This window comes from Nocardioides sp. T5 (genome assembly GCF_048161455.1).
GTDB lineage: Bacteria > Actinomycetota > Actinomycetes > Propionibacteriales > Nocardioidaceae > Nocardioides.
In genome coordinates, this window is the sequence record NZ_CP182415.1 from 3,758,080 (window position 1) to 3,778,943 (window position 20,864).

20 protein-coding genes and 2 pseudogenes are annotated in these 20,864 nt (G+C 71.0%); 12 read left to right on the forward strand and 10 right to left on the reverse strand.

The features are described 5' to 3' along the window. Positions 1-22: 22 nt before the first annotated feature. Genes ACNKF0_RS18395 through ACNKF0_RS18405 form a run of 3 tightly spaced genes read right to left on the reverse strand, consistent with a single transcriptional unit; the run spans position 23 to position 4,436 of the window. The gene (locus ACNKF0_RS18395; protein ID WP_416954286.1) at positions 23-2,671 is read right to left on the reverse strand and encodes a multicopper oxidase domain-containing protein; all 2,649 of its coding nucleotides are present in this window, start codon (positions 2,669-2,671) and stop codon (positions 23-25) included. Beyond that, positions 2,668-3,792 carry a hypothetical protein gene (locus tag ACNKF0_RS18400; protein ID WP_416954287.1) on the reverse strand — a complete coding sequence of 375 codons (1,125 nt, stop codon included), beginning with the start codon at positions 3,790-3,792 and terminating at the stop codon, positions 2,668-2,670. Before ACNKF0_RS18400 ends, ACNKF0_RS18395 begins: the two co-directional genes overlap by 4 nt. Continuing rightward, entirely contained in the window at positions 3,789-4,436 is a 648-nt protein-coding gene (locus tag ACNKF0_RS18405; protein ID WP_416954288.1) for a helix-turn-helix transcriptional regulator, read from the reverse strand. Before ACNKF0_RS18405 ends, ACNKF0_RS18400 begins: the two co-directional genes overlap by 4 nt. 117 nt (positions 4,437-4,553) lie before the next feature. On the opposite strand from ACNKF0_RS18405, the pseudogene ACNKF0_RS18410 reads away from it, so the two are divergent. From ACNKF0_RS18410 to ACNKF0_RS18420, 3 genes and pseudogenes are all read left to right on the forward strand, one after another. Continuing rightward, positions 4,554-4,832: pseudogene (locus ACNKF0_RS18410) on the forward strand (hemerythrin domain-containing protein); the annotation flags it as partial. A gap of 174 nt (positions 4,833-5,006) precedes the next feature. Continuing rightward, positions 5,007-5,267: pseudogene (locus ACNKF0_RS18415) on the forward strand (DUF2249 domain-containing protein); the annotation flags it as partial. Between the two features lie 50 nt (positions 5,268-5,317). Further along, positions 5,318-5,686, forward strand: coding sequence for a hypothetical protein (locus ACNKF0_RS18420; RefSeq protein ID WP_416954289.1), 369 nt, complete (start codon positions 5,318-5,320; stop codon positions 5,684-5,686). A 45-nt stretch (positions 5,687-5,731) separates the two neighbouring features. Here ACNKF0_RS18420 and ACNKF0_RS18425 read toward each other — a convergent pair whose 3' ends face one another. Continuing rightward, positions 5,732-6,055 carry a rhodanese-like domain-containing protein gene (locus tag ACNKF0_RS18425; RefSeq protein ID WP_416954290.1) on the reverse strand — a complete coding sequence of 108 codons (324 nt, stop codon included), beginning with the start codon at positions 6,053-6,055 and terminating at the stop codon, positions 5,732-5,734. Positions 6,056-6,165: 110 nt separating this feature from the next. Here ACNKF0_RS18425 and ACNKF0_RS18430 point away from each other — a divergent pair, with 110 nt between their 5' ends. Beyond that, positions 6,166-6,546 (forward strand): hypothetical protein, encoded by a 381-nt coding sequence (locus ACNKF0_RS18430; protein WP_416954291.1) that lies wholly within the window; start codon positions 6,166-6,168, stop codon positions 6,544-6,546. On the opposite strand, the gene ACNKF0_RS18435 is transcribed toward ACNKF0_RS18430, so the two are convergent. Genes ACNKF0_RS18435 through ACNKF0_RS18445 form a run of 3 tightly spaced genes read right to left on the reverse strand, consistent with a single transcriptional unit; the run spans position 6,543 to position 7,778 of the window. Next, positions 6,543-6,923 (reverse strand): hypothetical protein, encoded by a 381-nt coding sequence (locus ACNKF0_RS18435; RefSeq protein ID WP_299926061.1) that lies wholly within the window; start codon positions 6,921-6,923, stop codon positions 6,543-6,545. The genes ACNKF0_RS18430 and ACNKF0_RS18435 overlap by 4 nt on opposite strands. Beyond that, on the reverse strand, positions 6,920-7,159 hold the full coding sequence (locus ACNKF0_RS18440) for a hypothetical protein (protein WP_299926066.1): 240 nt from the start codon (positions 7,157-7,159) through the stop codon (positions 6,920-6,922). Before ACNKF0_RS18440 ends, ACNKF0_RS18435 begins: the two co-directional genes overlap by 4 nt. A 7-nt stretch (positions 7,160-7,166) precedes the next feature. Beyond that, positions 7,167-7,778: a hypothetical protein gene (locus ACNKF0_RS18445; RefSeq protein ID WP_299926069.1), complete on the reverse strand. Its 612-nt coding sequence runs from the start codon at positions 7,776-7,778 to the stop codon at positions 7,167-7,169. Positions 7,779-7,902: 124 nt separating this feature from the next. Between ACNKF0_RS18445 and ACNKF0_RS18450 the strand changes: the two genes are divergently transcribed. The 5 genes from ACNKF0_RS18450 (at position 7,903) to ACNKF0_RS18470 (ending at position 12,530) form a co-directional block, all read left to right on the forward strand. Further along, positions 7,903-8,352 (forward strand): hypothetical protein, encoded by a 450-nt coding sequence (locus tag ACNKF0_RS18450; RefSeq protein ID WP_299926072.1) that lies wholly within the window; start codon positions 7,903-7,905, stop codon positions 8,350-8,352. Positions 8,353-8,385: 33 nt separating this feature from the next. Then, positions 8,386-8,940 (forward strand): hypothetical protein, encoded by a 555-nt coding sequence (locus ACNKF0_RS18455; protein WP_416954292.1) that lies wholly within the window; start codon positions 8,386-8,388, stop codon positions 8,938-8,940. Between the two features lie 126 nt (positions 8,941-9,066). Continuing rightward, positions 9,067-9,720: an endonuclease/exonuclease/phosphatase family protein gene (locus tag ACNKF0_RS18460; RefSeq protein WP_416954293.1), complete on the forward strand. Its 654-nt coding sequence runs from the start codon at positions 9,067-9,069 to the stop codon at positions 9,718-9,720. Positions 9,721-9,723: 3 nt separating this feature from the next. Continuing rightward, positions 9,724-10,770: a DEAD/DEAH box helicase gene (locus ACNKF0_RS18465; protein ID WP_416954294.1), complete on the forward strand. Its 1,047-nt coding sequence runs from the start codon at positions 9,724-9,726 to the stop codon at positions 10,768-10,770. Continuing rightward, positions 10,674-12,530: a hypothetical protein gene (locus ACNKF0_RS18470; RefSeq protein WP_416954295.1), complete on the forward strand. Its 1,857-nt coding sequence runs from the start codon at positions 10,674-10,676 to the stop codon at positions 12,528-12,530. The genes ACNKF0_RS18465 and ACNKF0_RS18470 overlap by 97 nt, the downstream gene beginning before the upstream one ends. Before the next feature lie 23 nt (positions 12,531-12,553). On the opposite strand, the gene ACNKF0_RS18475 is transcribed toward ACNKF0_RS18470, so the two are convergent. Then, a complete protein-coding gene (locus tag ACNKF0_RS18475; RefSeq protein WP_416954296.1) occupies positions 12,554-13,801 on the reverse strand; it encodes a DUF2786 domain-containing protein in 1,248 nt (415 codons plus the stop codon). Positions 13,802-14,171: 370 nt separating this feature from the next. Between ACNKF0_RS18475 and ACNKF0_RS18480 the strand changes: the two genes are divergently transcribed. Continuing rightward, a complete protein-coding gene (locus ACNKF0_RS18480) occupies positions 14,172-15,578 on the forward strand; it encodes a serine hydrolase domain-containing protein (RefSeq protein WP_416954297.1) in 1,407 nt (468 codons plus the stop codon). 47 nt (positions 15,579-15,625) lie between these two features. Here the strand turns inward: ACNKF0_RS18480 and ACNKF0_RS18485 are convergent, their stop codons facing one another. Beyond that, a complete protein-coding gene (locus ACNKF0_RS18485) occupies positions 15,626-15,877 on the reverse strand; it encodes a hypothetical protein (RefSeq protein WP_416954298.1) in 252 nt (83 codons plus the stop codon). A gap of 315 nt (positions 15,878-16,192) precedes the next feature. Then, entirely contained in the window at positions 16,193-17,140 is a 948-nt protein-coding gene (locus tag ACNKF0_RS18490) for a thermonuclease family protein (protein ID WP_416954299.1), read from the reverse strand. A gap of 149 nt (positions 17,141-17,289) precedes the next feature. Here ACNKF0_RS18490 and ACNKF0_RS18495 point away from each other — a divergent pair, with 149 nt between their 5' ends. Both ACNKF0_RS18495 and ACNKF0_RS18500 read left to right on the forward strand, forming a co-directional pair. Then, complete coding sequence (locus ACNKF0_RS18495; protein ID WP_416954300.1) at positions 17,290-17,700, forward strand: (deoxy)nucleoside triphosphate pyrophosphohydrolase; 411 nt, start codon at positions 17,290-17,292, stop codon at positions 17,698-17,700. Between the two features lie 140 nt (positions 17,701-17,840). After that, on the forward strand, positions 17,841-20,861 hold the full coding sequence (locus ACNKF0_RS18500; protein WP_416954301.1) for a DUF3427 domain-containing protein: 3,021 nt from the start codon (positions 17,841-17,843) through the stop codon (positions 20,859-20,861). Positions 20,862-20,864 lie beyond the last annotated feature (3 nt).

The following is a 20,864-nucleotide window of genomic DNA, read 5'->3' on the forward strand; positions in this document are numbered from 1 at the left end:
CGGTGTCGCAGGATCCTGCCGCTCAGCCATCCCCCCGGACCCGCAGCACCCCGCGAGCCCCGCGCTCGGCGTCGACCATGACGTGACTGACGAACGGGTAGTCGCCCGGCTCGTCCAGCACCAGCTCGACGAACCCGCCCTGGGCCGGCAGCAGGGGCAGCACCTGCGCTCCCCCGTCGCGCGCCGGTCCCGACCGGCCGCCGAGCTGCCACGCGCCCTCGTTGAACACGGTGTCGAACTGTCCGCCGACGACGTGGAAGGAGGAGGCGCGACTCGGACCCGCGTCGAGCACCCAGAGCCGGACCCGCTCGCCGGTCCGGGCACGCAGCGGCTGGTGCGCGTACTGGTCGGGGTAGCCGTTGAACACCACGGCGTCCGCGTCCTCGCCCGCCACCTTGTCGAGGTCGGCGACCGCACCCTCGGCCCCGTGGTACTGCTCGGACTGGACGAGCACGTACTCGCGGTCGACACGGGGCAGGCCGGGCGGCTCGATGACGACGGCGCCGAAGAGACCGTTGGCGATGTGCGCGGTCATCGGCATCGTGGAGCAGTGGTACATCCACACCCCGGCCCGGGTCGCGGTGAAGCGGTAGGTCAGCGACTCCCCGGGTGGGATCGTGCGCATCACCTCGTCGGGCGCGCGCACCCCCGCGTGGAAGTCGATCGAGTGGCCCATCGTCCCGTCGTTGACGAGCGTGATGACGAACCGGTCGCCGACGCGCCCGCGGAGCACCGGGCCGGGCGCGGTGCCGTTGAAGGTCCACACCTCCTGGGTCACCCCGGGAGCCACCTCCGCCTGCTGCTCGGTGATCCGGAAGGTGCGCCGGTGGACCCGTCCCGGTGCCAGGGGCGGCAGGACCGGGTCGTACGCCGAGAAGTCCGGGCCCGGCTCGCCCGCGGAGCCGATCGGCGCCCCCGACGCGTCGTGGCCGTGGTCCTCGTGCCCGGCCGGCTCCGCCGGGTCGCCCACCGCGCCTTCGCCGGAAGCGTCCGGGTCCCCGCCGGCGACCTCCACCGCGAACGTCATCCCCATCTGGCGGTGCCCGACGACCGAGCACCAGCCGTCGAGGTTGCGACCGACGACGCCGACGTCCAGCTCGGCCTCCTCCCCCGGCGCGATGCGACCGGTGTCGGCACCGGTCTCCAGGACCAGGTCGTGGACGTCGCCCGCGCTCTCGTTGCGCAACGTGACGACCAGCCGGTCACCGGCGGCAACCTCGACGCGGTCGGGGGTGAACCGCATCTCGCCGGCCACGACCTCGACCTCGACGGTCCGACCGGTGGGTGCGACACCGGCGTCCGCGGAGCCCGCCCGGCCCAGCGCGGCCGGGTCGACGGCGCCGCCGACGGCCACGGCCAGCACGGCGAGCGCCACCCCGACAGCGGCCAGCCCGGTGTTCTGGCCACGAGGACGCACGGCGGCCGCCGGGGGCGCCTCACCCCGGTGGCGCAGGCGTACGGCTCGCAGCAGCAGCGGGACGAAGCTCGCGAGCGCGCCGAGCACCAGCACCGATGCCACCACCCGTACGACGCTCGGCACCGGCAGCAGGCACCACACCAGGCCGACGTTGGCGAGGGCCACCCGCAGCGCCCCCGCCGAGTCGAGCGCGCGGTTGGCGGCGCGTACGGACGCCGGGCCGCCGCCGAGCACCACCGGCACGAGGTAGGAGAGGGCGCCGAGCAGCACCTGGGCGACGAACCCGGCGGCGAGGTAGGGCGCGGCGTCGTGCAGCGCCCGGGACACGTCGTCCCACTGCCCCCCGACCGCGACCCGCGCCGACACCCACGCCAGCATCGCGACCAGCCACAGCACGCCCGCGCCGACGGACCACGTGGGGAAGCTGCCGGGCGGCTTCACCCGCGCCGCGTCCACCATCGGGCGGGCCAGGACGAGGACGCCGCCGAGGTAGGTCACCAGGCCGACCGCGACGACGCGGGGCTGGTCCGCCCACGCGGCGGCCGCCACGAGGCCGATCCCCGCGACCAGCACGGGCAGCGCGGCGCGGGACGCCTTCTCCGCCCCGTCGGCCAGCCGGGTGCGCAGCATGGTCGGCCACAGCGTGACGAGGGTTCCCAGCACGGTGAGGCCCACCCAGCCGAGCACGTTGATGCCGGCGTGGGCGATGCGCACCCGGGCGTCGAGTGGATCGGTCAGCCCGCGGGCGAGCCACACGCCCAGCGTCGCGCCGACGGGGAGCAGGGCACCCGCGGCGAGGTAGTAGTGGACCGTCGGTGCGAAGCGTGAGCGGAACCTGCCGCGCAGGCCCCGCGCCAGGGACGCCACGTGCCAGGTGACCGCCAGCGCCACGGCCACCGCGCCGGTCAGGACGAGGAGCCACCCGTCGAAGGCGACGCCGATCGTGACCGCGACGGCGCCGAGGTCGAAGGTCGCCAGGCGGATCGACTGCTCCCGCCGCGGCGTCGCCGGGCCGCGCAGGAGGGTGTCGGCGAAGTAGCGGCTCCACACGAGGATCGCGTGGCCGGCGGCGCCGAGCAGGAGCAGGTGCAGCAGGAGCCAGCGCGGCTCGGGAACCCACCGGTGCACGAGGGCCACGACCACGGCCGCCATCAGCCAGCCCACGACCGGCAGGTCCCGGATCGGCCAGAACCCGCGGGTGCCGGTCCTCGGCTCGCCGGCGCGGGTCCCGGAGGACGTCTGCAGTGTCGTCATCGCGCGACCTCGGGCGGGCGCTCGGTGGACACCTCAACGCGCGGCCCGGGCGGACCGATCACCGTGCTGGCGGCCGCGACGCCGAAGAACAGCAGCAGTGCCACCGCGTTGCCGGCCCCGCCGACCTCGCGCGCCAGGTCGCTGCCGAGCGCGTCGCCTCCCCAGAGGCGGAGGACGAGGGAGACCTGGAGCAGCAGCCACGGAGCCCACAGGGCGGGCCGGTACGGCAGCGGCACCCGCGTCACCGCCGGCAGGATCGAGGGAGCGTGCGCCATGATCATCGAGATCGTGAACCCGAGGAAGACCGCGTGCACCAGCGCGTCGTACGCCGCCCCGTCCGCGGGCTGCCCGGCGACCAGCCAGATGCCGCCCGCGACGGCCAGCCACCCCTGGCCGGCCAGCATGCAGGCGGCCGCGAAGCGCGGGAGCCCGGTGGAGCGTACGGTCCGCCGCGCCACGTCGTACGCCGCGAGCCAGGCCGCCAGCAGCAGGACCACCAGCCCGAGCACACCTGCTCCGACACGTGGCCACATCGTCGCGGCCGGGACGCTCACCGTGACCGCGAGGCCCAGCAGCACCAGCGACGTCCCCGCCCCCGCCGGCATCGCCAGCCGAGCCAGCTCGAGCCGCTCGCCGGCGATGGTCAGCACGACGAAACCGGCCAGCCAGGGCAACGCGAGGGCCAGGTCGGCGCCGCCGAGGACGAGCACCGCGCCACCGAGCGCGAGGACCGCGCCGAGTGCTGAGACCAGGACCGCGTCGTCGCGCTGACGCCGCCACAGCGGGACGTAGAGCGCGCACAACCCGGCCGTGCCGGCCACCAGGAGGAGGTGGCCCAGCCGGCCCACGCCCGGCACGAGCAGCGCCAGGGCGCCGGTTCCCAGGAGCGCGGGGGCTGCGTAGCCCCAGGAGGCACCGAGCGCCACGGCACGCTCGAGCGCGACGAGCGTGCCAACGAACCCGAGCACCATGAGCAGCCCGTGGGCCTCGCCCAGGCGGCCCGAGGGCACCGGCGCCCACACGCCCAGCAGGGTGAGTCCGGCGTCGACGCCGACCACCATCGCGACGGCTGCCGGGACCGCCAGCAGCGCGCGCGGCGCGGGTGCCCGCCGCCCGATCACGGGAGGCTCACCACGCAACCGAGGGTCTCGGGGCGCGGGCGGAGCCCTGCTCCCTCAGCGCCGAGCACGCCCTCGACGAGGCCGAGGTGGACCGCGCACACGACGGCGGGGTGCGACCGCGCCGCCTCGAGGATGGGGCAGGCGTTCAGGGTGACCCGGTCGCCATCGGCCTCCGGGGCGAAGCCCGTGTGGGCGAGGGCCAGCAGCACGCGCTCGCGGCCGTCCTCGACCGCTCCGAGCTGGGACCGGAGCTGCTCACCCCAGGCCCGGCCGCCGCGGACGGCCGCGGGGTCGAGGGTGCGTGCCTGGCCCTCGCCATCGCTGGTGTCGGAGTCGAGGTCCGAGTCCGTCGCTCGCCCCCGGTCCAGGCCGGAGGCGAGCGCCATCGCGAGGGCGGCGTACTCCGGCACGCGGGCGAGGTAGCTCCACGCGGGGCGACCACGACCGCCGCTCCGGCTGGCGATACGGCTCGCGTTGCCTCCCGCCACAATCGCGTCGAGGTGGCCGCGCAGGGTGTTCGGGTGCAGGCCGGTGCGCTCCTGCAGCTCCCCCAGCGTCAGCGCACGGCCCGCGTCGCGAAGGGTGGCCAGCACGCGTGCCTGGGCGGCGGTGACGCCCTGCTCATTTATTTCCACGGGATTCATTGTAGGTTATTCGTGAACCCCATGCCCACCGAGGAGGCACCCATGTCCACCGTCACCATCGCCAGCAGCCACGCCGACGCCGAGGCCGCCGAGAAGGTCGAGCAGCACCACGCCGAGATGGCGGGCCGGCTCGCCGTTCTCACAGCCGGTGTCGTGCAATCGGCACGCACCGACCAGGCCCAGTCCGCGCGGCAGGGCCTGCTGTCCTGGCTGCGCGACGAGCTCGTCCCGCACGCGACCGCGGAGGAGAAGACCCTCTACCCGGCCGCCGCGCAGATCGCCGAGGCGCGGCTGCTGGTCGAGGCCATGCTCGCCGAGCACGTCCTCATCCACCGGCTGGTGGGCGACCTCGAGGCTGCGGCTGACCCGGTCGAAGCCGCCGCGGTCGCCCGGTCCCTCGAGACGCTCTTCGGCAGCCACCTCGCCAAGGAGAACGACCAGCTCATCCCGACCCTCGTCGCCTCACCGGACTACTCGGTGGCGGAGATGCTGACCGGCATGCACGAGCTCCTCGGCGGTCACGACGACCACGCCGAGGACGCCTCGAACGCAGAGGCCGGGCACGGCGGGCACCAGTGCGGGTGCGGAGGCCACGACGAGGCGGGCCTGCCCGAGCTCGACGTGCGCACCATCCCGCACGCCATCCGTCACGCGACCATCTTCGGTGCGCTGGAGGGCCTGCGCCCCGGCGCCGGTCTCCTGCTGGCCGCCGACCACGACCCGTTGCCACTCCTGGCCCAGCTCGAGCAGCGCGCCCCCGGCGCCTTCGACGTGTCCTACCGCGACTCGGGTCCCGAGCTCTGGCGCCTGGAGCTGACCCGGAAGGCCTGACCGCCCCTCCGGGTGTGGCTGCCACGGTCATCGCGGCGGACGGTGGAGGCATGGCTGTGACGAGCTTCCAGGACCTGCCCCTTGCCGACCGCGACCACGACTGGGACGGCGACGCCGCCGAGAAGCGCGTGCGCGAGTGGGCCGGCGCCGAGGACGGACCGAACGAGAAGTACCGCGACGCCCACGTCTGGTACGACGCGGACAAGAAGGACAACTTCACCGCCTACAAGCTGCTGGTCGCCGACGTCATCGACGGCAAGCTGCGCGCGGTGCCGCGCGGCGTGATGGCCGCGGGCAACGTCATGGCCGGAGGGCGCGGCGGCGTGGACCTGCCCTCGAAGGACGTTGACCGGGTCAAGAGCCACCTCGCGAAGTACTACGCGAAGATGGGCGACGAGGCGCCCTGGGAGCGCGACTGATCCGAGCTCGGCCCGGCGCCGGTGGGACGGCGTCAGCCCGCCGACTCAGGCGACGTCGGCGACGGGCCCGCGTACGACCGGGTAGCCGAGCGACTCCCAGCCCGACGTACCGCCGGCGACCGACCGCGCGTCGAAACCCTGGCGGACGAGCAGGTCGGCGATCGTCCGGCTGCGGTTGCCGCTCTGGCAGACGACGTAGACCGGCCGGTTGCGCGGCAGCTCGGCCTGTCGTGACGGGACCTCGCCCATCGGCATGAGGCGTACGCCGGGCACGTGGCCGGAGACGTACTCGCCGGGCTCGCGGACGTCGATGGTGAAGGCGCCGTCGGCGCGGGCCGAGGCGAACTCGTGGGTGCTGACTTCACGCATGGGCACACTCCTGTACTGTCGTTGGATACCCCCGGGGGTATATTACAGACAGCACCACAACCCGGCGCGAGCGCGACACCGCGCTGCGTCGGGAGACGAAGGGACACGACGTGATCCGCTCCTTGCTCGATGCCTGGCCCACGCGCCGGCGGGTGGCCGCCGCCCTCCTGTTCCCGGTCGTCGCGGCCTGGTTCGTGGTCGTCGGCGGCTCGACCGGCGCCGCACTGCCGGCCGGGTGGTACGCGCTGGCCATCGCTGCCGCAGCCCTCGGCGCCGCCGTGCTCGCGAGCTACGTCCCGGCCGTGGGACTCCGGCCGGACCTCGGCTGCACGCCGTGCGCGACCGTCTCCGCCTTCACCGTGGTGGCGGCGAGCATCGTGCTGCGCAACTACGGCGCGGACGTCGCCGGGCCGATCATCGCCAGCGCCATCCTGCTGTTCGGCCTCGTCCAGCGCCTGCGCGAGCCGGCGACCTGCGCCACCGGCACCTAGACCGTGACGATGGTCAGGGTGGGGTCCAGCCGCGCGATGTCGTCGGGGTCCGACGTCAGGACGGCCAGGTCGCTACGTCGCGCGTGCAGGGCGACGTGCCCGTCCACCACGTCGGCGACGCCGGCCGCTCCGCACAGCACTCCGACGGCGCGCGCCATCTCAGCATCGAGGCCGACCAGGACGACGTCGCTCGCGCCGAGCAGGCGCGAGAGCCGCGCCTGCCGCGACCCGTCGCGCCACACCTGGGCGATGACCGGAGTGGGGATCTCCAAGGCCCCACCGGCGGCGATCACCCGGTCGAGCAGGTGGACCACCCGCGACTGTCCGCGATCGAGGGCGATGAGGGCGCCAGCGTCCAGGCAGAAGCCGCGGGTCACGGCTCGAGCTGCGCGCTGGCGAGCGCGTCCTGCACCCAGGTCTCGTCCGCGGTCGTGAGGGGCCCGGCCTCGGCGCGCCACTCAGCCAGCACCTCGGCCACGGACTCGCGTTCGGCCTTCTCCCGCATCGCAGTCGCGACGTACGCCGACACCGAGGTCGCGCGCCCGGCAGCCACCGCGGCGGCTGCGGACGCGACGAGGTCGTCCGGCAGGCTGACGGTGATGCGGGCGCTCATACTTTGATCATACTTGCCGGCGGGCAAGCGGGGCCACCGTCGAGGACTCCCCCGGCAGGGATCGACGGCGGCGACGGCGCCTGTCGCCGTCCTGACGGTCGATCTCGACCTCGTAGGGCAGCGGCGGGTAGTCGACGTACCTCGGATCGGCCCGCACCATGACCTCCCGGCTGACCTCGTTGTCCTCCACCCGGATGGCGAACAGCTCCTTGTTGTCACGACGGCAGCCGACGACCGTCCCCGACAGGACGTGGTCGAAGGTGAAGTCGTCGAATCGCGGGTCCGAGGCCGCGTGGGCTCCCGTCTTCAAGAAGTGATCGATGACGTACCGCAGCCACGGCTCCATCGAGTACGACTTCTCCTTGCCGCTCCACGAGATGCAGCACCCGTCCCAGCAGACCTCCCAGTCACACCAGAGGTTCGGCTGCCCCGGGCCCGGACGGTTGTACCGGTCACCCACACCGTCGCTGGACTCAGCGCGCGGGTTGCCGGGCACCTCGTACGGGTCTCCTCGGTCGAAGCGCCGCGACGCGCTGAATGCGGATAGATAGGCGATCTCTGAGTCGTTCAAAGACGGTTCGATGTCGATGTGACCGACGAAGTCGGTGCTGAAACCCATGTGTCCTCCAGTGTCCTCGGGATCGACTTCCACCCTCACCGCGCAGCACCGCCGACACCAGACCGGACGTGCCGCCTGTGGATGACGCCAGCGCGACAGCGCGTGAGCGGGGCATCGTGACGACATGGACGAACTGAAGCCGTACGAGCTCCGCGATCCGGCGGCGCTGATTCGCGAGGTGGCCGAGGCCGTGACCCTCGTCGAGGACACTGCGTGGCTGGCCCTCATCCACCACCCGTCGACGCACCAGACGTTGGTCCGCGTCGACCCGCTGCCCGTTCCGGCCCTGCTCGACGATGACGACGACATCTCCGAGCACCTGCGCGCAGCAACGGAGGCGTTCGGACTCTCCTGGAGCAAGAACGGGAAGGGGCCCGACCACAAGGCCGTGACCATCGTCGTGCGACCCGGCTTCGCGGTCTTCGGGCCCAACGAGGGCGTCTGGTGCCGAGGCTGGCGCTATGCCAACCACTTCCAGGACGTCTACACGGGCGAGCTCATCCTGGTCACCGAGCACGGCTGGGTGGACTTCATGACCGACGCCTGCGGCCACGAGCCCCGCATGGTGGCCTGACGGCTCCGCAGCAGGTGCTGCGAGGCTGTGCCCATGACCGAGGACGAGCTGTTCGACCTGCTGACCGCGATCGAGGAGCGGGTCCCGCTCGAGGAGAAGCCCGCGTGGTTCGAGCGTGAGGCGAACGACCTCGAGCCCGGCGAGCACGGACGCGCGTCGCTGTTGATCGCGGCGGGCGAGCACTGGCAGATGAGGAAGGAGTACGACGAAGCGCGGCGCTGCTTCCGGCTCGCGATGCGCGACGGCGGCGAGTCGGGCTCCGACCCGATCGCGAACCTGTTGTCGCTGGCCCTCGACGAGGGCGACGCGGGGTCGGTCACGGAGTTCGACAAGACGTTGCGCGGCTTGGCGCGCGACGACGAGGTCAGCCCGACCACCTGCCACCTCGTGGCCGAGGCGTACGAGATCCACGATCAGCTGCGGCAGGCGCTGCGTTGGTACAACATCCCGTTCACCCATGGCTACCCGGACGGTGAGCCCGGCGACGCGATGTTGCTCCGCGGACGCCGGCGCGTCCGGACCGCGCTCGGGCTCGCTCCCGACCAGCTCGACGTCATGGCCGACCAGCTCCGCCAGAACGAGCAGTAGACCGCAGGCGGCGAAGCCCACGCGGCCGGACCCGGGGCGCGGCGCGGTGGAGGTGGTGGGGTGTGAGGTCTGCCTGTCGGCGCTGCGGGTGGGCGGAACGACGGATCCGTCCGGCAGGATGCGGCCGTGCGTATCGGGACGTGGAACCTCGCCGGCCGGTGGTCGGACGATCACCGAAACCTCATGCTCGAGGCTGGCTGCGACGTCTGGCTGTTGACGGAGGTCAACGAGCGGACGAGCCTGCCCGGCTACGCCATGCACCTGTCGGACGCACCGATGGCAGCTCGCCGTCGCTGGGCTGCGGTCGCCAGCCGGCTTCCGATGTCTTCGAGTCCCGACCCGCACCCCGCCAGCGCCGCAGCGCAGATCGGCGCGACGACGTACGTCAGCTCGGTGCTGCCGTGGCGAACTGCCCGATCGGGTCCGGTGTGGGTCGGCGAGCGTCACGCTGACCGGACGCAGAACGCAGTCGACGACCTGCTCCTGCGGCTGCGCGCCTCCCCGTCCCTGGTGTGGGGCGGCGACTGGAACCACGCGCTGACGGGCAAGGAGTACGCCGGCTCGAAGGTCTGTCGTGACGCGATCGCGAGCGCTCTCGACGAGCTGGGGCTAGTCGTGCCCACCGCCGAGCTTCCGCACGCGATCGACGGGCTGCTCAGCATCGACCACGTCGCCGTACCTGCGGGGCTGGCCGCGACCGCGCGGCGCATCGTGGCGGAGTGCGACGGCAAGCGCCTCTCGGACCACGACGCGTACGTCGTCGACGCACAGGAGGCGTAGCCCGTGCCCGACCCGGACACGCCCGCCGTACCGCCGCTGCGCATCCACCAACGTGAAGCACTCGAGGCACTCGCCCGCGCGTGGGACGACGCCGACCACCCGCGGGCCTGGGTCGTCCTGCCGCCCGGCGCGGGCAAGACTCGCGTGGGCCTGGAGGCCGTCGCGGGTGAGCTCCGGGCACACCCCGACACCCGCGCCGTCGTGCTCGCCCCCAACACCGCCATCCAGTCCCAGTGGATCGCCGAGGCGCGGACGATGGGGCTCGACGCGAGCGACGACAGATCGCTCGCGAGCCCGTTGACCTGCCTGACCTACCAGTCCCTGGCGGTCTTCGACTCAGAAGCAGCGGACGACGACGACTCCACGACGACGGTCGTCGACCGGCTCCACCCCAACGGCGTCGCCCTCTTCGACCGGATCCGCGCGCAGCCACGCCTGGTGCTCGTCCTCGACGAGTGCCACCACCTGCTCGAGGTGTGGGGGCGGCTGCTCGCCGAGCTGCTCGACGCCGTCGGCCGCGCCCACGTCCTTGCGCTCACCGCGACACCGCCCGAGAGCCTCGCCGGCGCGCAACGCGCCCTCGTCGACCAGCTCTTCGGGAGCATCCGCTACCGCGTCTCCGTGCCGGCGGTGGTGAAGGAGGGTCACCTCGCGCCGTTCGACGAGCTCGTCTGGCTGACCACCCCCACCCCGCCCGAGGAGGACTGGCTCACCAGCGAGGCGCTGCGCTTCACCGAGCTCACCACCCTGCTCACCACCCCGGGCTTCGGGTCGGTCGGGTTCTACGCGTGGCTCACCACGCGATTCGTCGAGCCCGTCCCCGCCACGACCACCTGGGCGGCGCTCGCCGAGCGCGAGCCCGACCTGTGCGACGCCGCGCTGCGCATGCACCACGCAGGCCTGCTCGACCTGCCCGTCGGCGCGCGCCTGCGTGAGGAGCACCGGCACGCCCCGTGGCCGAGGACTGGGTCCGGCTCCTCGGCGACTGGCTGCTCCACCACGTCGCCGAGTCCGACGACCCGGCCGACGCCGAGGTGCTCGCGGTGGTGAAGGCCGCGCTGCCGTCGGTGGGCTACCAGTGGACGCGTCGCGGCGTACGTCGCGGGCGCTCCACCGTGGACCGGGTGCTCGCCCGGTCGCACGCCAAGCCCAGCGCCGCCGCCCAGATCATCGCTGCCGAGCACGCCGCGATCGGCGAGCGCACCCGGGTGCTGGTGCTGTGCGACCACGAGCGCGCGGCCGCGACCGTACCGGTCACCCTGGACGGCGTCCTCGACGCCGAGGCCGGTTCCGCGATCGCGGCGCTCGAGACCCTCCTGGCGGACCCGAGCACCGCCCTCCTCCACCCGATGCTGGTCGCCGGGTCCGTCGTCGCCGCGTCCGAGTCGACGCTGCACGACCTCGTCGCCTTCGTCGCCGGCCGCGACCCCGACCTGGCGTCGCGGCTCCGCGTCGAGGCGGGCGCGGGCGCTGTCGCGACGTGCACGTCCGGGTGGACCTCGCGCACCTGGGTCAGCCACGTCACCGCGTTCTTCGAGTCAGGCGGCACCCAGGTCCTCGTCGGCACCCGCGGCCTCCTCGGCGAGGGGTGGAACGCCCGCGGCGTCTCCACCCTCATCGACCTGACCACCGCGACCACGCTGACGGCCGTCGTCCAGACGCGGGGCCGGGCGCTGCGTACCGACCCGACCTGGCCGGACAAGGTCGCCACCAACTGGACCGTCGTGTGCGTGTCGGAGGCGCACCCCAAGGGCGACAACGACTGGTCGCGGCTGGTGCGCAAGCACCAGGGCTTCCACGGCGTGGACGCCGACGGTGACATCGTCGACGGGGTCGCCCACATCGACGCCTCCTTCTCCCCGTACGCGCCCCCGCCGGTCGACTCGTTCGACGCCCTCAACGCCCGGATGCTCGTCACTGCCGCCGAACGCGACGCCATCCGCGACGCCTGGAAGGTGGGCGAGCCCTACCAGGACGTCACGCTCGCGTCGCTGCGAGTACGCCGCCCCGCCTCGGACGTCACGCCGCTCGACGAGGTCGTCACGCTCACGCCTGCCCCGCCGACGTGGCGGCTGACCTCGGACGGCATGACGACCGACGCCCCGGTGCCGGCCACCAGCTGGCGTACGTCGTGGGCGCTGGCCGCCGCATCTGCCGGTGTCGGCGCAGCCTCCCTCGCTGTAGGCGAGTGGGCGCTCGTGGCCGGCGCCGTGGGCGGGCTCGCGACCCTCGGCCAGAGCGCGGTGACCGGTCGCTCGCACGCGGACGACCTCACCTCGTGGGTGCGAGACCAGCTCGCGCTGACGTCGGCCGTCCCGCCCCTGGAGGCGGCCGCCGCGGCGGTCGCGGACGGCCTCGCCGCGGCCGGCCTGACGAGCGTCGGCGCGTCGGCGCTTGCGGTCGACGTCCACCCGGGCGGGGAGTACCGCTTCCGCCTCGTCGGCACCGAAAGCGACGCCGGGGTGTTCGCGGGCGCTCTTGACGAGGCGATCGGCCCGGTCGGCGTTCCGCGCTACCTCGTCTCGCGCTACACCGACGCGCAGCTGCCAGACCGTCCGATCCGTACGCGCCGGGGCGCGCGCAAGGCCCTGCAGGCCGCACGCGCGGCCGGCGAGGCGTGGCACCCCGTCCCGACCGTTCTCGGCCGCAACGCCACGAACGCCGGCCACTACCTGGACGCCTGGCGTACGTGGGTCGGCGAGGGCCGCCTGCTCGCCGCTGCGAAGCCGGAGGGAGCCGGCATCGTGGCCGCGGTCTCGGGCGAGGACCCGTTCGCTGCGACCACCGTCATGCGGCGCCACTGGTCCTGACGTCGCGTCGCGGTGTCACAAAGTCACCCGGCGTGGTCGAGGCGTCCGTTGACCCCGAGCTGCGCCAGGTCGGCCGCCGCGAGACCGGCCGTCCAGCCCTCGCTGTTGCTCACGGTCGTGCTCCTGCCGACGCTGTGCGGCACCAGCCGGAGGAACTCCTCGGCGACCTTCGCCTCCTGCGACCGGAGCACGGGGAGCAGGTCGGCACCGGCAGCGCGGGCAGCCTCGGCGTTGGCCCGCTCCAGTCGGTCCGCGATGCGGAGGGCGTAGGCGGTGAGGAAGGCCTGGCGGAAGGACTTCGTCCGGGTCGTCCCGCTCGCGCTGGTGCGGCGACCGTGGCGCAACATCGCAGCATCCGCCTGCACCAGCAGGGAGGTCACCAGCAGCTCGACCGCGTCGAGGTCGGCCGCAGACCCGATCACCACGCTGAACCCGAGCTGGTCCGCACCCGCCGCACGGCACCGGTTGGCCGAGGCCACGGCCGAGACCAGCAGCGTCTTGGCCCGCACGTAGGGCCTGTCGAGCCAGAGGCGCCGCACCTGCAGGTCGCTGTGCCCGCGTGCCGGCCCTTCCTCGAGCAGCCGGTCCAGCGCGTAGCGGGAGATGAGCTCCTGCGCCTTGGCCGACAACGTCTCGGCCTCCTCGTCGAACTCGGTGGACTCGGCCTTGGCGAGCAAGGCCCGCACCCGCGCGAGCTTCGGGTGCTCAGGTCCCGCCTGCGCGGCAGTGTCGGCGATCGCATCGGTCAGCCGTGGCGCGACGTTCAGCAGGGCGACCAGCCCGAGCAACGCAGCGACGGGCTCGCCGGGCCCCAGCGCGAGTGACGGCTCGTCGAGGGCGTCGACCGCGTCCCGCCATGCCTGAGCACGTGCGCTGCTGCGCTCGTGCTCGCGCAGGGCCGTCGCCAGAAACGTGAGGTGCGCCGGGCCGAGGTTGCGCGCGACCAGCTCGCCGAGGTCCGACGGCGACCACCCGCCGTCCACCACGTGGCCGACCACCACCTGCGCCAGGTCGTGCAGCACGATCTCGACCACGTGCCTCGGGTGGGGCGCGGCCCTGGTGACGAGGTGCTCCGCGACTCGTGCGACCTCGTCGTCGCTGAGCTTCTTGCGGGTGAGCAGTCGCAACGCGTGGTGCACGTGTGCCTCGACGACCGCGTAGGCCCTCGCAGCGTCCCAGCTCTCGCCGGCCCGCATCGGGCCCTCACCGGACTCGTCCCGCTCCTGCGTGCGCTGCCGCGCTGCCTTGCGCTTCCTGCTGTTGGCGCCCATCGCTCCCCCTTCGTGGTCCGCAGGACGCTACGACGTTCCACCGACAGGTGGCGCGCTTCCTCCACAGGCCATTCAGGCGCCCAGCCACCGACGGCGCGCGGCCGTCCGCGCCGACGCGCAGTGGACGGCGTACCCGGGCAGCACCAAGACGGCAGGACCGGTCGACCCGCATGAGCACGGTCGGGGCGGACTTGCTGTCGGCCCACCAAGCCCGCTGGCGACGGTCCTGCCGTCTCCATGACCACCCAACCAGCGCGCGCCGGCACCACCGCGGGGCCGAAAGGCCCTACCTGCCCGGCCCACACGCCGGGCAGGTGCGCTGTGCCCGCCGTACGCTTGCGACGTGCACCACCTCCCACGAGCCACGCCCATGAGCCAGGGTGTCGACCCGGCCGGAGTCCTGGCGTTCGTCGACGCGGTGGACGCTGATCCGAGCGTCGAGCTCCACGGGCTCATGGTGCTCCGGCACGGGTACGTCGTCGCCGAGGGCTGGTGGGCCCCGCACACGGCAGAGCGGACGCGGCTGCTCTACTCGCTCAGCAAGAGCTTCACCTCGACTGCTCTGGCGTTCGCGGTGGACGAGGGCCTGGTCGACCTCGACGACACGGTGCTGCAGCACTTCCCGGAGTACGCCGACGAGGTGGTCGATCCGCGCAGCCGGTCGCTCACCCTGCGGCACCTCATCTCGATGGCCAGCGGCCACGACCGGGAGATGTGGCCGGAGGCCGTGGCGCGGGACCGGGAGGATCCGGTTCGCGGGTTCCTGCTGATGCCACCCGAGGCAACCCCGGGCAGTGCCTTCGCCTACAGCCAGCCCTGCACCTACACCGTCGCAGCCGTGATCCAGCGCCGCGCGGGGCAGCGGCTGAGCGAGTACCTCGGCCCGCGGCTCCTCGAGCCGCTCGGGATCGACCCCGTCGCCTGGTTCTCCATGCCGCCGGGACGCGAACAGGGCTTCAGCGGCCTCTTCGCGCGCACCGAGGACGTGGCGAAGCTCGGCCAGCTCTATCTCCAGGGCGGCCGCTGGGACGGTCAGCAGCTGATCCCCGAGTCGTACGTCGCCCAGGCGACGTCCCGGGCGGTGGCCACAGCGGAACCAGACAAGGTCGACTGGAGCCAGGGCTACGGGTACGGCTTCTGGATGGCCCGACACGGTTACCGCGGCGACGGCGCCTTCGGCCAGTTCTGCCTGGTGCTGCCGGAGCAGGACGCCGTGGTCGCCATCACCGGCGGCACCGAGGCGATGCAGACGGTCCTGGACCAGGTCTGGGAGCACCTGCTTCCCAGCCTCGGTGGCGGGGCCGAGATCGTCGAAGACGCACACGCTCACCTGGTCCAGCGGCTCCGCGCGCTCCGCCTGCCTCCCTGCCCGGGTACGCCGTCGCCAGCGTGGCGGGAGCACTGGAGCGGCACCACGTTCTCGGTGGTGGACTCCTCCGTAGGCGAGACTGCGTCCACGCTGTCGTCCGTCGCCGTGGAGACGACGCACGGCAGCGTCGGCATCACGCTCCACGAGCCGGACAACGCCCTGACCTTCGCAGCGGGCGCCGGCGAGTGGCTCGTCACCGAGCCGAGCGACGCCTCGGGGGATGACGTACCCGTTGCGGCATCGGCCGGCTGGATCGACGACGACACCCTCCGAGTCGAGGCGATCTTCCTCGAGACACCTCATCGCCTGGACGTCGAGTGCTCGCTCTCGACCGGGACCGCGCGAGCCACGTGGCGCGGTACGCCGCTCGACGGCGGCAGGCTGAAGAGGCTGCACCGCCCGCGATAGGGGCCGCTCACACCCCTAGCCGGCGCGCCACGTCGTCGCCGGCCACCTTATGGCTGCTGCCGATCGGCGTTCCTGCTCGGTGAATAAAGAGGTCGCAGCTCCTGTGTGCGCCCGCCGATGTTGACCTCGACGTCCGGGTCGACGGCGGTCAGGACGCGCCAGGCGTCCAGCTGCCACGGCGCCTGCTTCAGACGATCTCGACGCAGCGTCGCGCGAAGGACGTCGGCCGAGCTGACGAACCTTCCCGCGACAGAAACCACTTCGGTGGCTGGCGACTCGGTCATGACCTCCTTGCCCACCAGTAGCGCCCGGGCTGCCACGAGCTGCCACGAGCTGCGGAACGGTCTCGGATGTCTCCGTCTTGGTCAGCTTCTTCAGGGTCGGAAGCCCGGTCGGCGTGACGCTCGGCCGGTGACTCGGCACCGCATCGCTGCCGGGCACCTCCACGGACACGTGCACCTCATCGCCGGTCCCGCCTGTGACGTGGGCACGGATGCCACGACGCATGAACCTGCTGTCCACCCGGCCTTGTCCGCGGTCTTTCAGGCATTCGGGTGAGCGCCTCTCCGATCACCACGTGTACGTCGTCGAGGTCAGGTAAGCCGGCCAGACGATCAGCAGGGGTACCAGATAACGCCACCCGGTTCGTAGCAGCGCGGGCCGGTGTAGCTGAGGGGGACGCCCGGGGGCCACCAGCCGTTGTTCGAGTTCGATGGCGTGTGGTTGTCGTCGCTGTTGTTCTGCTGGTCCTGCTGGTTCTGCTGGTTCTGCTGGTTCTGCTGTTGGTTTCTCACGATGTTCCACTGGCGGGCCTTGGCGGCGCGGACCGAGCGGATGCGTCGCTGGACAGGCACGCGGAGGGACTTCGTGTAGCTCCCAAAGTACGTCGAGCTGACGCCGTACCGGCTCGCCGACGCCAGCGCTAGCAGAGCGAGCGCCTGGTCGAGCTTACGGTTCGCAGCGTCGTACTGGGCCTTGGAGCGGACGGGGGCACCTTGCGCTTGCGTCACCATCGCGTTGGCCCGTCGAGCGCGCGACACAGGCGTGCAGGACCGCTTCGGGCTGTACATCCCTGCTCCGGTCCGCTTCGCTCGATTGGCGGCGCTGACCACACGCGCGTAGTAGGTGCTGTTCGGCGCGATGCTCACTGGAAATCCGAGGCCACGCTCAGCGAGCGACACTGAGACCCATTCGCTCCCCTGTGGCTTGACGAGGGCGAGGAGACGCTCGTACGGGTCCCTGAGGTCACGGTCGTACCGGAGGTCGATGGGCGCGCCTGCCGGCAATTGGCGCGAAGTGAAGCCGGTGGCCTTATCAGCCATGCAGGTCCCCACCTCCGGAGTATCGATGTTGAGGAAACGGACGCGCTCCTCAACTCCGCCGACCGACGCGACGATCGTGTCGCCGTCGACGACTCGCGTTACGGTCCCGTCCGCGGAAGGTGCTGCTGACGCAGGCAGCGGCTGCAGCAACGCGCCCAGCACGACGGCAGCGAGAGTCGGCACAGCGACACCCCTGAAGACGCGACGCGACGACGGGAAGTGCTTGAACGAGAACTGCAAGGTCGCGCTCCAATCGAGTACTCGACGTCGCCTTGACGTCCCGCATACATCCCAGCAACTTCTGCGCCCGCACGTTGCGGTTTTGTTCATATCGAGGTGTTTGGCACATAGGTGAGGCAGCGAGCGGACGCTGCCGTCAGAATGGCCGCGTGGGCGAGTTCATCGATGTTGTCGGCGCGGTGATCGTTCGCAGCGGGCTGGTCTATTGCGTACAGCGCGGACCCGGCGGCAGCCTGCCGGGCATGTGGGAGTTCCCCGGCGGGAAAGTCGAGCCCGGTGAAGACGAGATCACCGCCCTCACTCGCGAGATCCGGGAAGAGCTCCTGTGCGAGGTGAGGGTTGGCCAGAAGGTCACCACGACAGCGCACGACTACGACTTCGGAACCGTTCGCCTCACGACCTACTACTGCGAGCTGATCGCAGGCGAGCCGTCGCTTACCGAGCACGCAGCTGAGCTCTGGCTTCCACCTGACCAGCTCGTCGACGTTGTCTGGGCTCCAGCGGACGTCCCGACGGTCGACGACATCGTCCGGCAGTTGGCCCCCGCGACGAAAGAATGAAGCTGGCAGGTTGGCTCTCGCGAACCGTCTGAAACCCCACACGTGGTGGAAGGCGCCTGGCAAGCTTTCGTCGCGTGCATGAACCTTCGTCGCTGCCCGTTGGACTTCACGAAACACTCCTTACGGAGCAGCTTCAGTCGTTGATCGATATCGACGAGGCGCACGAGCACGAGCAAGGCCGGGTGGATGAGGCGGATCAAGCGCACGTACTGACGCGTCACATCGCGTTTGCACTTCAGCGCCGACTGGCAGCAATCAAGGATCCGATTGCTCGACTGGACGCGGCGAACGAGCTCTTGCGAGTCATTGAAGGCACGCACCCGCCCGTCACCGCGCCCGTCGAGCAACTGCTTGCTGTGCGCCGGCCTGCGGGTCCGGGCGAGGTCGCCCGGATGGCCCTGCGGCCCAAGACCCCACTGAACGACGCCGCGCTGCTCACCAACGCACACGGCGAGCCAAGTCTCGCCTCCGAGCTCCGAGCTGAGATCGACTCGGCAGACACCGTCGACCTGCTGTGCGCGTTTGTGATGTGGCACGGGCTGCGGCTTATCGAGAACGAACTCAAGGCGGCGCACGAAGCCGGCGTGCCGATTCGCGTCGTCACGACGACCTACATCGGTGGCACCGAGAGACGCGCGCTTGATCGCCTCGTCAACGAGTTCGGGGCCGATGTGAAGGTGCAGTACGACGCCAAGCGCACCCGCTTGCACGCCAAGGCCTGGCTCTTCGGACGTGACACCGGGTTCGACACCGCGTACGTGGGGTCGTCCAACCTCACCACTTCGGCCATGCTGGAGGGGGTCGAATGGAACGTGCGTCTCAGCACGGCCGCGACTCCGAGCCTTCTCGACAAGTTCCGCGCCACCTTCGAGGCGTACTGGAACAGCCCCGAGTTCGAGTCGTACGACCCCGAGCGCGATCGCGATCGCCTCGACGACGCGCTTCTCGAGGCGAAGGGCGGCAAATTCTCCGACCGGGTCACCATCACGCTCGCGGGCCTCGAGGTACGGCCCTACCCGTATCAGCAGGAGATGCTGGACGCCATTGAGGTTGAGCGCGTGCTGCATGACCGGCACCGGAACCTTGTCGTAGCGGCGACCGGCACGGGCAAGACCGTCATCGCCGCATTGGACTACCGCGCCCTTGCAGAGAAGGCAGGCAAGCAGCCGCGGCTGCTCTTTGTCGCCCACCGCCAAGAGATTCTCAAGCAGTCAATGCAGACATACCGCGAAGTCTTGGGCGACGGCGACTTCGGCGAGCTGTACGTCGGGGGGCGGCGACCCGAGCGGTGGCATCACGTCTTCGCCAGCATTCAGTCGCTCACCGCTTACGGCATCGGGAACATTCCAGCCGACTCGTTCGAGATCGTCGTTATCGACGAGTTCCACCACGCTGAGGCGCGGACCTACCGACGGATCCTCGACCATCTGACGCCCGCCGAACTTCTCGGCCTCACGGCAACGCCAGAGCGCGGCGACGGGGTCGATGTGCGCAGCTTCTTCGACGGTCGTACAGCGGCCGAGCTGCGACTGTGGGATGCCCTCGGAGCCGACCTGCTCTGCCCGTTCCACTACTTCGCGATCGCCGATGGCACTGATCTTCGATCGATCACGTGGTCTCGAGGCAAGTACGACGAGACCCAGCTCGATGACGTCTTCACCGGAAACGACGCGCGTGCGCGGATCATCCTTAAGGCAGTCAACGACAAGATCGTCAATGCCGGGCAGATGCGCGCGCTGGGCTTCTGCGTAAGCGTTGCTCACGCCGAGTACATGACACGCGTATTCAACGATGCCGGCATTCCGGCGCGCACCGTTACCGGGACGACGCCTCACGACGAGCGGGCTACTGCGATTCGCGCGCTTCGGGACGCGGAGGTGAACGTGCTGTTCACCGTCGACGTCTTCAACGAAGGTCTCGACATCCCCGATGTTGACACGGTGCTGTTCTTGCGGCCGACAGAGAGCTCGACCATCTTCATGCAGCAGTTGGGTCGCGGGCTGCGCCGGACGAAGAGCAAGGCGGTGCTCACGGTCCTCGACTTCGTCGGCTACCACCGCAAGGAGTTCAGTTTCGCCCGCAAGTTCAGTGCTCTCACCGGACTCCACGGAAAGCAGCTGGAGAAGGCAGTGAAGGAAGACTTCCCCTTCCTTCCATCCGGGTGTCAGGTCCGGCTGGATCAGCAGAGCCAGCAGGTTGTCTTGGAGAACCTTCGGTCCCAAATCAGCAATCGCTGGGCGCAGATCGTCGCCCACCTCAAGGCCACCAAGGACGACTCACTCGCAGAGTTCCTCGATGCCTCTGGGTTGGAGCTCAGCGACATCCTCCGACGGGGGAGCCACTCGTGGACCAAGCTTCGTCGGGATGCCGACCTGCCCACGCTTCCGGGCTCGGAGCTCGAGGCAAAGCTTCTCAAGCGCGTTCGCGCGTTCGCGCACGTGGATGACCCGACAAGAGCTCTGGCTTACAAGGCGCTCCTGGACGACGGAGCGTCGGACTACCCAGAGATGTCACCGTCTGAACAGCGCTTGGCGCGGATGCTCTACTACTCGCTCTGGTCCGACGGCGGGGGCTTCGCCTCGGTCGAAGAGGGCCTGAGCGCGTTTCGCAGAGAATCCGCGACGCGCGCCGAAATCTCGACGGTCGTCGATCTAAGCTACGAGGCAGCGCGTCACGTTCCGACTGACCTGCCGGCAGCGCTCGCAGACATCCCGCTGAAGGTCCATGCCAGGTACCAGCGCGAAGAGATCCTCGCCGCGCTCGACTTCCCGCGGAACCCCAACAGCTTCCGCGAAGGTGTGCTCTACCTCGAGCATCTCAACATCGACGCGTTCATCACGCTGAAGAAGTCCGAGGCCGACTACTCGCCCACGACGATGTACGCCGATTACCCCATTTCGCGGGACCTGTTCCACTGGGAGTCGCAGTCGACGACATCGGTCTCGTCAAAGACTGGCCAGCGATACCTGAACGGGACGAGCACCGTGCTCCTGTTTGTGCGTCAGGAGCAAAAAGATGACTTTGGAACGTCGCCCTACTTGTTTCTCGGGCCGGCGACGTACGTCAACCACACCGGCGACCGGCCGATCGCGATCACCTGGCGACTCGAGGCGCAGATGCCAATAGACTTCTTTAACCACGCGTCCGCGATTGCTCAGTAGCGG

What these genes read in the sequence shown, in the direction of transcription:
- ACNKF0_RS18420 (WP_416954289.1), top strand. Translation starts at nt 5,318, where the DNA reads ATGGCTGTGACGAGCTTCCAGGACCTGCCCCTTGCCGACCGCGACCAC.
- ACNKF0_RS18395 (WP_416954286.1), bottom strand. Translation starts at nt 2,671, where the DNA reads ATGACGACACTGCAGACGTCCTCCGGGACCCGCGCCGGCGAGCCGAGG.
- ACNKF0_RS18455 (WP_416954292.1), top strand. Translation starts at nt 8,386, where the DNA reads ATGACCGAGGACGAGCTGTTCGACCTGCTGACCGCGATCGAGGAGCGG.
- ACNKF0_RS18445 (WP_299926069.1), bottom strand. Translation starts at nt 7,778, where the DNA reads ATGGGTTTCAGCACCGACTTCGTCGGTCACATCGACATCGAACCGTCT.
- ACNKF0_RS18425 (WP_416954290.1), bottom strand. Translation starts at nt 6,055, where the DNA reads ATGCGTGAAGTCAGCACCCACGAGTTCGCCTCGGCCCGCGCCGACGGC.
- ACNKF0_RS18475 (WP_416954296.1), bottom strand. Translation starts at nt 13,801, where the DNA reads ATGGGCGCCAACAGCAGGAAGCGCAAGGCAGCGCGGCAGCGCACGCAG.
- ACNKF0_RS18450 (WP_299926072.1), top strand. Translation starts at nt 7,903, where the DNA reads ATGGACGAACTGAAGCCGTACGAGCTCCGCGATCCGGCGGCGCTGATT.
- ACNKF0_RS18405 (WP_416954288.1), bottom strand. Translation starts at nt 4,436, where the DNA reads ATGAATCCCGTGGAAATAAATGAGCAGGGCGTCACCGCCGCCCAGGCA.
- ACNKF0_RS18480 (WP_416954297.1), top strand. Translation starts at nt 14,172, where the DNA reads ATGAGCCAGGGTGTCGACCCGGCCGGAGTCCTGGCGTTCGTCGACGCG.
- ACNKF0_RS18440 (WP_299926066.1), bottom strand. Translation starts at nt 7,159, where the DNA reads ATGAGCGCCCGCATCACCGTCAGCCTGCCGGACGACCTCGTCGCGTCC.